The sequence below is a fragment of the Hymenobacter sp. genome, from assembly GCF_036388155.1.
Classification (GTDB): Bacteria; Bacteroidota; Bacteroidia; order Cytophagales; family Hymenobacteraceae; genus Hymenobacter.
Window position 1 is genome coordinate 93,864 of sequence record NZ_DASVSI010000103.1, and the last position, 14,943, is coordinate 108,806.

Consider the following 14,943-nt stretch of genomic DNA (forward strand, 5'->3'; position numbering starts at 1 on the left):
GAACCGAACAACCCAGCAACTGACAACGAACAACTGACAACTACAATGAACAGCCACGAATTAATTGAGTCCTTCAGCGAGTTTGCCCGGAGCAAGAACATCGACCGACCCACGATGATGAGCATCTTGGACGACGTGTTTCGTACCATGATTCGCAAGAAGTACGACCAGGACGAAAACTTCGACGTTATCATCAACCCCGACAACGGCGACTTAGAAATTTGGCGCAACCGCGAAATCGTGGACGACAACTCGGAGGATATCTGGGACCACGACAAAATTCCGCTGGCCGAAGCCCAGAAAATAGAGCCCGACTTCGAAATTGGTGAGTCGGTGGCCGAGGGCATCAAACTGGAGGATTTCGGCCGTCGCGCCGTGCTTATGGCCCGCCAAACGCTGATTCAGCGCGTGAAGGACTTGGAACGCGACAACCTCTACCAGAAATACAAAGACCAGGTGGGCGAAATCGTGACCGGCGAAGTCTACCAGGTGTGGAGCCGCGAGGCCCTCATCATGGACAAGGACGACAACGAGCTGGTGATGCCCAAGGGCGAGCAAATCCCCAAAGACCGGTTCCGCAAGGGCGACACCGTGCGCGCCGTCGTGCACCGCGTCGAGGTCATCAACGGCACGCCGAAAATCATCCTGTCGCGCGCTGCACCCGCTTTCTTGGAGCGGTTGTTTGAGCTGGAAGTGCCTGAAATTTACGACGGCCTCATTGTCATCAAGAACGTGGTGCGCGAGCCCGGCGAGCGCGCCAAAGTGGCCGTGGAGAGCTACGACGAGCGCATTGACCCTGTGGGCGCCTGCGTCGGCATGAAGGGCAGCCGCATCCATCCGGTGGTGCGCGAGCTCGAAAACGAGAACATCGACATCATCAATTACACCGATAACCTGGAACTCTATATTGCGCGGGCACTATCGCCGGCCAAAGTGGGTTCTATGAAGATAAACCAGGAAAGTGGCCGGGTTTCGGTGTTCATGAAGCCCGACCAGGTGAGCCTGGCCATCGGCCGCGGTGGCGCCAACATTAAGCTGGCCAGCCGGTTGGTGGGCATGGAAATCGACGTCTTCCGCGAAGCCATTGACTACGAAGAAGACATCTCACTGGACGAGTTCCAGGACGAAATCGAGCCCTGGGTACTGGCCGAGCTGAAGAAAATTGGTCTCGATACCGGTCGCGCCGTGTTGGCGGTAAAGAAAGACGACATCGTGCGTCGCACGGAGCTCGAAGAAGAAATGGTGGACGATGTGTACCGCATTATCCGTCAGGAATTCGCCGACGATGAAGACCTCGACGAAAGCTCCCTAGAAGCCGCCAAAAAGCGCGCTGCTGACGATGCTAATGGCAAAAGCAAGGACGAAGAAGCCGCGGTTACGCACGCTTCGGAAGCCGAGATTACCTCTGAACACACTCCTTTGGTGGCTGAAATGACCGATGAACCCAAAGTAACTGCTGAGGAAGCGGGCGCAAGCTCTCCCGCCGAGTCAGCCCAATGACGGCCGCGCGGCCGGTACGGCAAGGGTAATAAATCGTGCCAGCAGGCGCGGTTTACGCCCTGCTGGCAAGATTTAATGTAATACCTTTGCAATTAGAAGCGTATCGTACGCGAGAAAAGATAGAATGGCGGAAGCAACCCCGAAACGGCTACAACAGGCGGCCAAAGACCTGAACATTGGAATGGACAGGGTGGTCGAGGCCCTGGCCAAAAAAGGCATACAAGTAGAAAACAAGCCGACCACGAAGCTCACCGGTGAGCAAGTGGCCTCGCTTGAAAAGGAATTTGCAGCCTCAGCTCACGACCGTCAGGAGGCCCAAAAGGTCATTCAGGCGAAGCGTCAGAGCGACCTTGATGCGGCGCCCAAGCCCGCACCGGCACCCCCGCGTCCGGCCCCTATGGCTGCGCCTGCGCCGGCTCCCAAGCCGGCAGCGCCCGTTGCTCCCGTAGCGGCTGCTGCTCCGGCGCCCGCCCCTGTGGCCTCCGCACCGGCGGCTCCCGCCGCTGCGGCACCTGCCCCCACGCCCGCTCCCCAAGCGCCAGCCGCGCCTGGGCTCAAGGTGTTGGGCAAAATTGAATTGGACAGCAAAGGCCGGGTAGTGCCTCCCAAGCCAGCTCCGGCACCCGCGGCCGCAGCTCCTGCCCCAGCTCCAGCGCCAGTAGCTCCGAAGGTGGAAGCACCTGCGCCGCCCAAAGTAGAAGCTCCTGCCCCGGCACCGGCGGCCCCCGTGGCTCAGCCTGCAGCTAAAGTTGAGCCGACTCTGGCTCCTCCCGTGGCGCCAGCGCCCGCACCGGTTGCTGCCCCAGTGGCTGCGGCTCCTGCTGCACCTGCACCGGAAGCTCCAGTCGAAAGCGCCGCTCCCGAAGATACCAGCACTATTGTGGCTAAGTCGGACACGCTAAAGGGCCTTACGGTTCTGGGCAAAATCGACTTGTCTTCCATTAACAACGACCGTCGTGGTCCGGGTGGCCGTGGCCCCCGTCCTATTGCCTCTTCGGACGTAAGCAAGCGTGGCTTGCCCGCTGGCCCCGGCCAGAAGAAGCGTACGCGCCTGCCCGGCCCTCCTGGCAGCACTACGTCGCCGCCCAGCCCCGGCTACCAGGGCAACCGCCCGGCTGGTGCTCCCGGCCAAGGTGGTGGCAGTGGTTACCAAGGCAACCGCCCCGGTGGCGGCCAAGGCCAAGGCGGGCAGCGTCCGGGCCAGCCCAACCAGCGCCCCGGCCAGCCCGGTCCCAAGCCAAATGCGCCCGCACTCACGCCAGAGCAGGCTGAAAAGCAGATTCAAGAGCAGATTAAGGCCACGCTGGCCAAACTCGGCGGCAACAAAGCCACCGGCCAGGCCAACCGCGCCAAGTATCGCCGCGACAAGCGAAGCATGCTGGCAGAGGACCGCGAGGCCCTGCGTGCGCAGAACGAGCTAGACGCTAAAACCCTCAAGCTCACCGAATTCATCTCGGCCAACGACTTGGCCTCGCTGATGGACGTGAACGTGAACGAGGTTATTAAGGTGTGCTTGGGCATGGGCATGTTCGTGTCCATCAACCAGCGCCTCGACGCTGAAGCCATTACGGTGATTGCCGACGAATTCGGTTTTGACGTGGAATTCCTGTCGAAAGAAGAGGAAGAAATCAGCATTGATGCCGGCGACGCCGAAGAAGACCTGCGTCCCCGTGCCCCCATCGTGACCATCATGGGCCACGTTGACCACGGCAAAACGTCGCTGCTTGACTACATCCGCGACGCAAGTGTGGCCAAGGGCGAGGCCGGCGGCATCACGCAGCACATTGGTGCTTACGAGGTGCGGACCAAATCGGGTCAGCCCATCACCTTCCTTGATACGCCTGGTCACGAAGCCTTTACGGCCATGCGTGCCCGTGGTGCCAAGGTGACGGACATCGCCATCATCGTGGTAGCCGCCGACGACTCGGTGATGCCGCAGACGAAGGAAGCCATCAACCACGCGCAAGCAGCTGGGGTGCCAATTATCATTGCCCTCAACAAGATTGATAAGCCCTCGGCCAACCCCGAGAAAATCCGTGAGGAGCTTTCTCAGATTAACATTCTGGTGGAAGAATGGGGTGGCAAATACCAGAGCCAGGAGGTTTCGGCCAAGTCAGGCATTGGCATTGAAGACTTGCTAGAGAAGGTGCTGCTGGAGGCCGAATTGCTCGACCTCAAGGCGAACCCTGACCGTGGCGCCATTGGCACCGTTATCGAAGCTTCGCTGGACAAGGGCCGTGGCTACGTGACCACCGTGTTGGTGCAAACCGGTACGCTGAACGTAGGTGACGTGATTCTGGCCGGCCCGCACTTCGGTCGCGTGAAGGCCATGACCGACCACCGCGGCAAGAAAATGAAGACGGCTCCGCCCGCTACGCCGGTGCAGGTGCTTGGTCTGACCGGTGCCCCGCAGGCCGGCGACCGCCTTCAAGTGATGGAGACGGAACGCGAAGCCCGCGAAATTGCCACTCAGCGTCTGCAATTGGCCCGTGAGCAAACCATCCGGACCAAGAAGCACATCACGCTGGACGAAATCGGCCGCCGCTTGGCTATCGGTTCGTTCAAAGAACTCAACATCCTGGTAAAAGGCGACGTGGACGGTTCGGTGGAAGCTCTTTCCGACTCGTTGCTGAAGCTTTCGACCCCGGAAGTGAAGGTGAACATTCTCTCGAAAGGGGTGGGTGCCATCTCGGAAAGCGATGTACTGCTGGCTTCGGCTTCCGACGCCATCATCATCGGTTTCCAGGTGCGGCCTTCGCAGAGCGCCCGCAAACTGGCCGAGAACGAGCAGATTGACATTCGTCTGTACTCCATTATTTACAATGCCATCAACGAGGTGAAGGATGCCATGGAAGGCATGCTGGCCCCGACGGTGCAGGAAGTGGTGGTGGCCAACGCCGAAGTGCGTCAGGTGTTCAACATCACCAAAGTCGGCACCATTGCCGGCTGTATGATGACGGAAGGCACCATGACCCGCAAAACCAAGGTGCGCGTGGTACGCGACGGCATCGTATTGCATACCGGCGATATTCAGGACCTCAAGCGTTTCAAAGACGACGTGAGCGAAGTGCGCCAGGGCTACGAATGCGGTATTTCCATTAAAGGCTTCAACGAGTTGCAAGAAGGCGACAACATTGAGGGCTTCGAAGAAAAGGAAATCAAGCGGACGCTGTAAACGCGAAAGCTGCCAAAAGAAAAGCCCCGGCTGCGATGCGCAGCCGGGGCTTTTTGTGTTAAGTGAGGTAAGCTTAAAAGAGGAGGAATTGCTTCTTGCTTTTGCGTTTGTGCACTAGGGGTTTACCCTTGGGGTTGGAAGCACCAACTGGGTGGCTCATGCCGCGCTTTTGGGACATATAGCCAGGTTTGCCGGGTTGTGATTTGAACTTGCGCACCATGAAGCCGTTGCCGCTGCGGTTGGAGTCGAACTGCCGCTCGGGGCCGCCGTTGCGGCCAAAGCTGGTGTTTCCGGTGCGGGCTTCGAGGAGGGCCATTTGTTGGTCCTGCTTGATTTCTTCGGGGGTCATGGAAGCACGGCGCTGGTTACGAGCCAGTTCCTGGGCATTGTTGCCGGTGTTGCGGCGCGCGCCTTCCTCGCTGGTGCCGCGGCCCGAGGAGGGAAAAACCGGGCCGGTTTGAGCATGCGCTACGGAAACGGCGGCAAAACTGAGGCCGCTGTAAAGTGCGGCGGCGAAAAGAATTTTCATGTCGGAAGCGAAGCGGTGGAAGGAGAAGTTGCGACTTAACGAATGTTCGCACGGGGTGGTTCATTGCGCCAGGGGACGGGGCCCACTGGGACGTTAAGCTGCCCCTAAGTTCGCAACTTATTTTAAATCGACCAATTACCGGCTTCTGATAAATGAGAGCTTGAAGCCAAAAAGGCAAAACCGCTGCCCATCACTCGATGGACAGCAGTTTTTTCACGTTCAATGGAAGGGCTCGGTTTAAAGTCGGCCGGCGCGTAGCGAGTCCCGAATTTCCATGAGTAGCTGCTGGTCGGTGGTGGGCGGTGGCGCTACGGGCGATACTTCGACCGGCTTCTTCTTGATGCTGTTGGCGGCTTTCACCACCCAAAAAATGACAAAGGCGATGATAAGGAAGTAGATAATGGCATTGATGAAGCTGCCGTAGGCAATGGCGGCAGAACCCGCTTTCTTGGCTTCTTCCAGCGTTGCGTACGGCTTGCCATCGAGGGTGAAGAACATGTTTTGCAGGTCAATGCCTTTGGTGAACAAGCTCAGGATGGGCATGAGGATATCGTCGGTGAGGGAAGTGACGATTTTGCCGAACGCTGCGCCAATGATGACGCCGACTGCTAAGTCGAGCACGTTGCCCTTAGAGATGAACTCTTTGAATTCGGAAACAAAACCCATGGTGGCAAAAGGTGTTAAGGTGAAAAAGGAGTGTTGAGCTAAATCTACCTGTTTATAAGCAAATACTTCTATTGGTCTCCCCCCTGCAAAGCTGGGAGAACGACAGGCAGCAACGTGCGCTGTTTCGGTTGATAAAGCCGTGTAGACGACGAGCAATGACTGTGGGCCGACCAAGGTCTCCATGCCCGTGTTCTATCTTTGGCGGGCCCAAATCATTCCGGCCCTTGTGTTCGCTATGTCTGCTTCCTACGAAAACCTGCTGTACGACCTGGATTCCGCTACCGGCATCCTCACCCTTACCATCAACCGTCCCAGCAAGCTGAACGCGCTGAACGCGGCCACCATCGACGAAATCGACCGGGCCATGCAGCGGGCCCTGGACGAGCCGGCCGTACGCGGCATCATTGTGACCGGAAGCGGCGAAAAGGCTTTTGTGGCCGGAGCCGACATCGCCGAGCTGGCCGCGCTAACGCCGGCGCAGGCGGCTCGCGCGTCTGAACATGGCCAGGAAGCATTCTGCCGCATCGAAGAAAGCACCAAACCCGTGGTGGCGGCGGTGAACGGCTTTGCACTGGGCGGTGGCTGTGAACTGGCCATGGCTTGCCACATGCGCGTGGCCTCCGACAATGCCCGTTTTGGCCAGCCGGAGGTGAACCTGGGCCTGCTGCCGGGTTACGGCGGCACGCAACGCCTGCCGCAGCTCATCGGCAAAGGCAAGGCCATTGAGCTGCTGCTTACGGCCGACCAAGTGAAGGCCGATGAAGCCCTGCGCTTGGGTTTGGTAAATCACGTGGTGCCCCAGGCCGAGCTGTTGGCGTTTTGCCAGCAGCTGCTGGGCAAGATTCTGGGCAAAGCCCCCCTGGCCGTGGGCATGGTGCTGGAATGCGTGAATGCGCACTACGCCAAAGACGCCGACGGCTACGAGGCCGAGGTAAAGGCTTTTGGCCGCGCGTTCGAAAGCGACGATTTCAAAGAAGGCACCACGGCATTTGTGGAGAAGCGCCCGGCGGTATTCACCGGCAAATAAGCCTTCTACCAATGAGGAACGAGGAATGAGGAATGAGGAATGGCCGCTCGGCACGTTCTAATTCCTCATTCCTCGTTCCTCATTCTTCATTAAAAAAAGAATGAGTGTAGCGAAAAGATTGGCCTCGCAAACGGCCGTGTATGGCGTGAGCAGTATCGTGGGCCGCGTGCTCACGTATTTTCTCGTACCGGTGTACACGAAGGCTTTTGCAGCGGCCGAATACGGGGTGGTGACGGGGCTATACGCCTACATCTCGTTTTTGAACGTGGTGTTCACCTACGGCATGGAAACGACGTTTTTCCGGTTTGCCAACCGGCCGGGCGCCGACCGCCAGGAACTGTACAGCCGCACCTTGAGCCTGCTGCTGGTGAGCACTGTGGTGCTCACGGGCATTCTCATTTTGCTGGCGCGCCCGCTGCTGGGGTTGCTGGAAATACCTGCTGAGCACGAACGGTACGCCGTGTGGATGGCCTTGATACTGGGCCTGGATGCGCTGACGGCCATTCCGTTTGCCCGGCTGCGCCTGGAAAACAAGGCGCGTAAATTCGCTGCCATCAAGCTGGTGGGCATTGTGGCGAACGTGGTGCTGAACCTCTTCTTCATCATCCTTTGTCCAGCCGTGATGAGCGGCAAGTGGCTGCCCAGCTTGCAGCCCTTGGTGGCGCGTCTTTATGACCCCACTTTGGGCGTGGGCTACGTGTTTCTCTCCAACCTCTTTGCCAGTGGCCTCACGCTGCTGCTGCTGTGGCGCGAGTTATTGGACTTCCGCTTCGGCCTGAACCTGGCGTTCCTGAAACCGCTGCTGCAATACGCTTACCCGCTGATGCTAATGGGCCTGGCGGGAATGGTGAACGAGACGCTGGACCGCATTCTGCTGCCCAAGTGGCTGCCCGATAATTTCTATCCGGGCCAAAGCAGTCTCACGGCGGTGGGCATTTACGGGGCGTGCTACAAGCTCAGCATCTTCATGACTTTGGTCATTCAGGCTTTTCGCTACGCGGCCGAACCGTTCTTCTTCTCCCAAAGCACCGACAAGAATTCGCCGGCCACCTTCGCCCTCATTCTGAAGTGGTTCACGCTGTGCTGCGCGGTCATCTTTGTGGGCATCAGCTTGAATGTGGAAGACATTGCGGGTACGTTCTTGCAGCGGCCTGAATACCTGCAAGGGCTGGGCGTGGTGCCCATCCTGTTGCTGGCCAACTTGTTTCTGGGGGTGTACTACAACCTCTCGGTGTGGTTCAAGCTGACGGACAAGACCTATTACGGCACCTATATCGGCGCAGGTGGCGCGGTGCTTACCATCGTCCTCAACTTCCTCCTGATTCCGGTGCTGGGCTACATGGGCTCGGCTATAGCCACGCTGGCCTGCTATTTCATGATGGCTATGTTGTGCTGGAGATTGGGCGAGCGGCACTTTCCGGTGCCATACCCGGCGTTGCGGCTGGGTTTGTGGCTGCTAGCAGCATCCGCGCTGGTAGCGCTGGGGTGGTGGATACAACCACAAGATTGGTGGGTGCGCCACGCCTGGCACGCGGGCCTGACCTTGGCGTTTCTGGCTGCGCTGTATCTGGTGGAGCGGCCGCAACGGTTGAGTGGTTCTGAGAGCCGCTAACACAAATTGCCTGGCCTAAGGCCGCGAGCTTTGCCAAGCCGGCCATCCAGGGCCAGCGTCGCGACAAGTTGCTCCACACGGCTATTTACCGGCAGCTCGACGCCTTGGTGCCTGCTCGCTATGTGGTGTTCAATGCCCCGTCACTGGAAGAAAACGAGGTCATGTTTTACTCCAGTCGCAACCTGTGCGCGTGGTGGCCTACTTTCCCCGATGTGCAGGCTCTGCGTGCCAAAGGAGTCCGGATAGCCGCCTTGGCCGACCACGGCCAGCAAGTGCTCCCCGCCTATCTGCGCGAGCCGTGGGTGCTCATCGTCGCCCCGCCGCTCGACGGGAAAGAATAGCGGGCGCGTAATTCCAAGGCTGGGGTCGGTGTATATCTTTGCCGGCCTCCGTCATCGCCCGCCCGTATGCAGATTCCCGTCCTCAATCATTCCGGCCACCCGCTGCCCGAGTACCAGACGCCTCACGCCGCGGGGCTTGACTTGCGGGCCCACCTCCCCGCCGGGCCCATCACGCTGCAGCCCCTGGAGAGAGTGTTGATTCCGACGGGCCTGAGCATGGAAATTCCGGTGGGCTACGAGGCGCAGGTGCGGCCGCGCAGCGGGCTGGCCGTGAAGCACGGCATCGGCATTGTCAACAGCCCGGGCACCATCGACGCCGACTATCGGGGCGAGATTCGCGTGCTGCTCGTGAATTTATCGAACGACCCGTTTGTGGTGAACGACGGCGAACGCATTGCCCAGCTGATAGTTGCCAAGCACGAAACCATTACCTGGCAACCCGTGGAGGCATTGGGCGAAACCCAACGCGGCGCGGGCGGGTATGGGAGTACTGGCGTTGGGTAAATCCAGCGGCAGCCCTATATTTCCTTGAAATTTTAACCTTCACCTTTCAGCCTTTTCCACTGTGAAAATCATTGTCCCGATGGCCGGCATGGGCAAGCGCATGCGCCCCCACACCCTTACCGTTCCCAAGCCGCTCATTCCCATTGCGGGCAAGCCCATTGTGCAGCGCCTCGTGGAGGACATTGCCAAAGTATGCGGCGAGCAAGTCGACGAAGTGGCGTTCATCATCGGCCGCTTCGGCGCGGAGGTGGAAAAGAGCCTCGTGAAAATTGCCGAGTCGGTGGGCGCCAAAGGCACTATTGTGTACCAGGACGAGCCGCTGGGCACCGCCCACGCCATTCTATGCGCCAAAGAGTCGCTGACTGGGCCGCTGGTGGTGGCCTTCGCGGATACACTGTTCAAAGCCGACTTCACGCTCGATTCGTCGGTGCCCGGCACCATTTGGGTGCAGCAGGTGGAAGACCCGCGCCCGTTTGGCGTGGTGAAGCTGAACGAGCAGGGCCAGATTACGGAGTTTGTGGAGAAGCCGCAGGATTTTGTGTCGGACCTGGCCATTATCGGCATCTACTACTTCCAGGACGGCGAGTACCTGCGCAACGAGTTGCAATACCTGCTTGATAACGACATCAAGGACAAGGGCGAATATCAGCTCACCAACGCCCTCGAAAACATGAAAAACAAGGGCACCGTGTTCGTGCCCGGCCGCGTGACCGAGTGGCTGGACTGCGGCAATAAGGACGCCACCGTGTTCACCAACCAGCGCTACCTGGAGTACCTAAAGGAGCGCGGCGAGTCTTTGGTGGCCGAGTCGGCCAAAATCACCAATTCGGTGCTGCTGGAGCCGGTGTACATCGGCGAAAACGCCATCATCACGGATTCCGTCGTTGGGCCACACGTGTCGCTGGGGGCCGGGGCCAACGTGCGCGACTCGCGCTTGTCCAACTCCATCGTGCAGCAGTCGGCTTCGGTGCTCAGCGCGGTCATCACCAATTCGATGATTGGCAACTTTGCCACCGTGACCGGCACGCCCGACGATTTGAGCCTCGGCGATTATAACCAGTTGCGCGTGTGACATTTTAGGTAGGAATTACGTTACTAGCGACGCGGCCTTCCGGTGGAGGCCGCGTCGTTGGCTTATTACCCGTAATTTCGTGAGCCGGGCCTGGGGCCCGGTTTTGTTGTATATGCGTCAAGTAGTTCTTAGTCTGTGGTTTTGGGTGGGGCTGACGGCCCTGGGCTACGCGCAGTCCGGAGGCAGCGCGCCCGCGCAACCCGCCAAGCTGACCCGCAAGGAGCAGCGCGCCCTGGAGAAAGAACAGAAAGAGCTCGACAAGAAACTGGCCGAAGCCCGGGCCAAGCGCGCCGCCGCGCCGCCCCTCACCGAGCGGGAGCGGGAGCAAAGCGAGGCGCTGTTTGTGGAGGGCGTGAAGTACGTGCTGCTCGAGGACTACAACAAGGGCCTGGAAAACCTGCTGCGGGCCCATACCCTGAACCCCGACAACGCGGCCATCAATTACAAGATAGCCGAGGCCAACCTGTTGAGCGGCAACCTGCGCGACGCCACCAACTACGCCGAAACCGCCACCCGGCTCGACCCCAAAAACGCTTATTATTACCTGTTGCTGGCGCAAATTCAGGCCAGCCAGAAGCAGTACGACGGCGCCACCAAAACCTACGCGGCCCTCATCAAGCAGGTGCCGAATTCGGGCAGCTACCTGTTCAACCTGGCCGATTTGTACCTGGCCCAAAACAAGCTGCCCGAGGCCCTGACCACGCTCAACGACGCCGAGAAGGAGTTTGGACAGGTGGACGAAATCTCGTTTAAAAAGCAGCAGATTTACCTTAAGCAGAACAAGCTCGACCTGGCCATTGCCGAGGGTGAGAAGCTGATTCGGGCCAACCCCACCGAGAGCCGCTACGTGCTGGCCCAGGCCGAGATGTTTGCCAGCAACAACCGCTTCGCGGATGCCGCCCGCGTGGCCCAGCAGGCCCTGCGCCTCGACCCCGACAGCCCCCAGGCCCACCTGATTCTGGCCGAGGTGTACCGCCAGCAGAACCAGCCCGAGCAAGCCGGCCAGGAGCTTAAGCTGGCTTTTGCCAGCTCCACGCTCGACATCGACGACCGGGTACGCATTCTGGTGGGCTACATCAAGCAGCTGCCCAACCCGAAGGAAAGCGTGAACCAGCTGGCGCGGGACTTGGCGGCCGCCACCATCAAGTCCTACCCCAAAGACGCCAAGGCCTACGCCGTGGCTGGCGACATTCAGACGCTGACCGACCGCAAGAAAGACGCGCGCGATACCTACTTGAAGGCCCTGCGCTACGACAACTCCAAGTTTCAAATCTGGCAGCAGGTGGTGCTGATTGACGCCGAGCTCAACCAAACCGACTCCCTGCTAACGCACACCGACCGCGCCCTGGAACTGTTCCCGAACCAGGCCTCGCTGTGGTTTTACAATGGCGTGGCGTACCTGCTGAAAAAACAGCCGCAGAAGGGCGTGAAGGCCTTGGAGCACGGCCGCAAGCTGGTGGTGAACAACGCCGAGCTGCTGGGGCAGTTCGACGCGCAACTCGGTGACGCCTACCACGAGATGAAGCAGTACGACAAGTCGGACGCGGCCTACGAAGCCGCTTTGGCCAGCGACCCCAACAATGTGCAGGTGCTGAACAATTACAGCTACTTTCTGTCGTTGCGAGGCGAAAAGCTCGACAAAGCCAAGCAGATGTCGGCCAAAGTGGTAAAGCAATTCCCGGAGAACGACACCTACCTCGACACCTACGCCTGGGTGCTGTACAAGCTGAAAGATTACGCCGGCGCCAAAACGGCCCTCGAAAAAGCCCTGCAAACCACCAAAGACGCCTCCGTTATCGAGCATTACGGGGACGTGTTGTTCCAGCTCGGCGACAAGGACAAAGCCGTGGCCGAATGGCAGCGCGCCCGCAAGACCGGGGTTGCCTCGGACCTGCTGGAGCGCAAATTGAAAGACCGCAAATTGTATGAGTAAATTAAAGTTGTTGCTGGCGGCGGGGTTGGTGCTTGGGGGCTGCGCCCGCAAGGCCGTGCCCACCGCCTCTACCACTGGCCCCGTTTCGACGGTGGTTGCCGAACCCACGGTGCGCGCCACCAACACTTCGTTTCAGTTTCTGAGCGCCAAAGGCAAGGCCCAACTCAACATGAAGGGCAACAAGCAGGGGGCCAACCTGGCCTTGCGCATGCGCCGCGACAGCATCATCTGGGTGTCGGCGTCGCTGGTGGGAGTGGAGGGCGTGCGGGCGGTGCTCACCCGCGACTCGGTGCGCGTGCTGAACCGGTTGGATAAAACCTACTTCTCGGGCGGCTACGACTACCTGAGCAAGCTGCTGAACGTGCCCGTGAGCTTTGCCCAAATGCAAGCCTTGCTGCTGGGCGACTACATGCCCGCCCCCGCCGGCACCAAGCCCACCATCGCTACCGAAGAAGCCGGACGCCAGCGCGTGACCTACCCACTGGCCGGCGTGCTCATTGAGCGACTCTTGCAAGCCGGTACCGGCCGCGTGCAGCAATTGAAGGTGAGCGACGACAGCACCAAGCGCAACCTGACCGTGGACTACAGCGACTTCCGCCCCTTGGAAGAGGAACCGTCTATCCCATTTGCGCACGCCACCTTCATTCAGGCGCAGCAGCCTTCTGAGGGCGTGGTCACGGCCGCCATCAACTACACCAAGGTGAACGCCGGGCGCGAACGGCTGACTTTCCCGTTTGCCGTGCCCAAAGGCTACCGGCGGCTGAAATAATCGACCAGCTTTGAATGGCGCACGTTGAATAAGCACGCACAAGCAAGTACTCAGGCAGGAAATTTCGAGGCAAGAGCCTTGGTGAAACTGGCGCGCGCGCGGTGGGTGTGGGTGTGCCTGCTCAGTTGCTGGCTGGCGCTGCCCGTGAGCGCCCAGCAGCCTCGCAAGAAGCAGCCCGCGAAAAGCACCAAGGCCAAAAGCAGAACCACGCGGCCAAGCACTCGGTCCGCGAGCACTCGGACGCGGACGGCCAGCAGCCGGCCCAGGACTTCCTCGGCCACTCGTTCCACCCGCACCAAAAGCAAGGCCCAGCTGGAGCGCGAGCGGCTGGCCAACCTGCGCAAGATTAAGGAAACCAGCCAGGCCCTGACCCAAACCCAGGAAAAGAAAAAGGTGAGCCTCGGCCAGCTCAACGCCCTCAAAGGCAAGCTGAACGAGAAGAAAGAGGTGATTCAGGGCATCTCCACCCAGCTCCGGGGCATCGAAACCAACGTCAACCAAACGGCCACCCAGGTACTCCAGACCCAACAAACCCTGCGCGAGCTGAAAGCCGAATACGCCCGACTGCTCTACACGGCGTCAAAAACCTCGAATAGCTTCAACCGGCTGATGTTTTTGTTTGCCGCCGAGTCCTTCAACCAGTTTGCGTTGCGGCTGCGCTACATCCGCCAATACACCGAAGAGCGGCAGCGACAGGCGGCGCGCATCATGGGCACGCAGGAGCGGCTGCACCAGCAGCTGACGGGCCTCACGCAGCAGCAGCGCCGCAAAAGCAGCCTGCTCACCACCCAGCTAAACGAAAACCGCAACCTGCTCACCCTCAAAACCCGCGAGGACCAGATGGTGCAGCAGCTTAGCCAGCAGGAACAAGGCCTGCGCCAAGAACTGGAAGAACGCCGCCGCGCCGTCAATCGCCTCGATAACCTCATTGCTGAGCGGGTGCGCGAAGAAATTGCCCGCGCTGCCCGCGCTGCTCGGTTGGCTGCCCGGCGGGAAGCCGCGGTGGCCGCGGCTCGTGCTGCCCGCAACTCGCCTAGCCGCGGCGGAGCAGGTCCGGCCCGGGGAGGGCGCACCACCGAATCATCGGACGACGCCACTGCCTCACCCGAGAACGACGCGCCCGAAACGGCCGCGGAAGCCGCCGCCGACCGGCGCGCCGTGCGCATCGCCCTCACGCCCGAAACGGCGTTGCTGTCGTCGTCTTTCTCGGGCAATAAGGGTCGGCTGCCTTGGCCCGTGAGCCGCGGTTTTATCAGCCAGCGGTTTGGGCGCCACCCGCACCCGGTGTTGAAGAACGTGACCGTGGAAAACCGCGGCGTTGACATTCAGACCGGGGCGGGGGAGGCCGTGCGCTCGTGCTTCGACGGCAAGGTGCTCACCATTGCCAACATTGCGGGCATGAACACCATCGTCATGATTCAGCACGGCGACTTCTTCACCGTGTACGCCAAGCTGCGCTCAGTGAACGTGAGCGAGGGCCAGCGGGTGAGCGCCCGCGAGGTTATCGGGACCGTGGCCACCGACGCCGAAGGCACCTCGGCGGTGCAGTTCCAAGTGTGGCACAACTCGGCCAACCTGAACCCAGAGCGCTGGCTGGGCCATCGGTGAGATGGTGGGCTGGTGGATTGGTGAAATTGTGAGGTGGTGAGTTTGATGTTATTATTGGCGCAAATGGCGCAGTCAAAACATCAAACTCACCACCTCGCCATTTCACCCCTCACCACTGTTCCTCGGGCAAAAAAAAACCCGAGCCAAAGGCGCGGGTCTTTCTGAGCTATGAAAACAAACTTAGCCGTCGGCAGCAGTGGCTACTAG

Annotated in this window: 11 protein-coding genes and 1 pseudogene; 10 read left to right on the forward strand and 2 right to left on the reverse strand. The window is 59.9% G+C overall.

The genetic code is table 11. The features are described 5' to 3' along the window. Window positions 1-45: 45 nt before the first annotated feature. Together nusA and infB are read left to right on the forward strand one after the other, a co-directional pair. Window positions 46-1,278: pseudogene (nusA, locus tag VF629_RS14485) on the forward strand (transcription termination factor NusA); the annotation flags it as partial. A 346-nt stretch (window positions 1,279-1,624) separates the two neighbouring features. Next, complete coding sequence (gene infB / locus VF629_RS14490) at window positions 1,625-4,675, forward strand: translation initiation factor IF-2 (RefSeq protein ID WP_331059207.1); 3,051 nt, start codon at window positions 1,625-1,627, stop codon at window positions 4,673-4,675. Between the two features lie 73 nt (window positions 4,676-4,748). Here infB and VF629_RS14495 read toward each other — a convergent pair whose 3' ends face one another. Both VF629_RS14495 and mscL read right to left on the reverse strand, forming a co-directional pair. Continuing rightward, window positions 4,749-5,204: a hypothetical protein gene (locus tag VF629_RS14495; protein WP_331059208.1), complete on the reverse strand. Its 456-nt coding sequence runs from the start codon at window positions 5,202-5,204 to the stop codon at window positions 4,749-4,751. A gap of 237 nt (window positions 5,205-5,441) precedes the next feature. Continuing rightward, a complete protein-coding gene (gene mscL / locus VF629_RS14500; protein ID WP_331059209.1) occupies window positions 5,442-5,870 on the reverse strand; it encodes a large conductance mechanosensitive channel protein MscL in 429 nt (142 codons plus the stop codon). A 235-nt stretch (window positions 5,871-6,105) separates the two neighbouring features. Between mscL and VF629_RS14505 the strand changes: the two genes are divergently transcribed. The 8 genes from VF629_RS14505 (at window position 6,106) to VF629_RS14540 (ending at window position 14,736) form a co-directional block, all read left to right on the forward strand. Further along, on the forward strand, window positions 6,106-6,897 hold the full coding sequence (locus VF629_RS14505) for an enoyl-CoA hydratase/isomerase family protein (protein WP_331059210.1): 792 nt from the start codon (window positions 6,106-6,108) through the stop codon (window positions 6,895-6,897). A 100-nt stretch (window positions 6,898-6,997) separates the two neighbouring features. Continuing rightward, on the forward strand, window positions 6,998-8,509 hold the full coding sequence (locus VF629_RS14510; RefSeq protein WP_331059211.1) for a polysaccharide biosynthesis C-terminal domain-containing protein: 1,512 nt from the start codon (window positions 6,998-7,000) through the stop codon (window positions 8,507-8,509). A 68-nt stretch (window positions 8,510-8,577) separates the two neighbouring features. Continuing rightward, complete coding sequence (locus VF629_RS14515; protein ID WP_331059212.1) at window positions 8,578-8,850, forward strand: hypothetical protein; 273 nt, start codon at window positions 8,578-8,580, stop codon at window positions 8,848-8,850. A gap of 66 nt (window positions 8,851-8,916) precedes the next feature. Next, window positions 8,917-9,354, forward strand: coding sequence for a dUTP diphosphatase (dut, locus tag VF629_RS14520; RefSeq protein ID WP_331059213.1), 438 nt, complete (start codon window positions 8,917-8,919; stop codon window positions 9,352-9,354). Between the two features lie 61 nt (window positions 9,355-9,415). Next, on the forward strand, window positions 9,416-10,426 hold the full coding sequence (locus tag VF629_RS14525) for a sugar phosphate nucleotidyltransferase (protein WP_331059214.1): 1,011 nt from the start codon (window positions 9,416-9,418) through the stop codon (window positions 10,424-10,426). Between the two features lie 112 nt (window positions 10,427-10,538). After that, complete coding sequence (locus VF629_RS14530) at window positions 10,539-12,359, forward strand: tetratricopeptide repeat protein (RefSeq protein WP_331059215.1); 1,821 nt, start codon at window positions 10,539-10,541, stop codon at window positions 12,357-12,359. Further along, the gene (locus VF629_RS14535) at window positions 12,352-13,128 is read left to right on the forward strand and encodes a DUF4292 domain-containing protein (protein ID WP_331059216.1); all 777 of its coding nucleotides are present in this window, start codon (window positions 12,352-12,354) and stop codon (window positions 13,126-13,128) included. Before VF629_RS14530 ends, VF629_RS14535 begins: the two co-directional genes overlap by 8 nt. A gap of 81 nt (window positions 13,129-13,209) precedes the next feature. Beyond that, entirely contained in the window at window positions 13,210-14,736 is a 1,527-nt protein-coding gene (locus VF629_RS14540) for a murein hydrolase activator EnvC family protein (protein WP_331059233.1), read from the forward strand. Window positions 14,737-14,943: the final 207 nt, after the last annotated feature.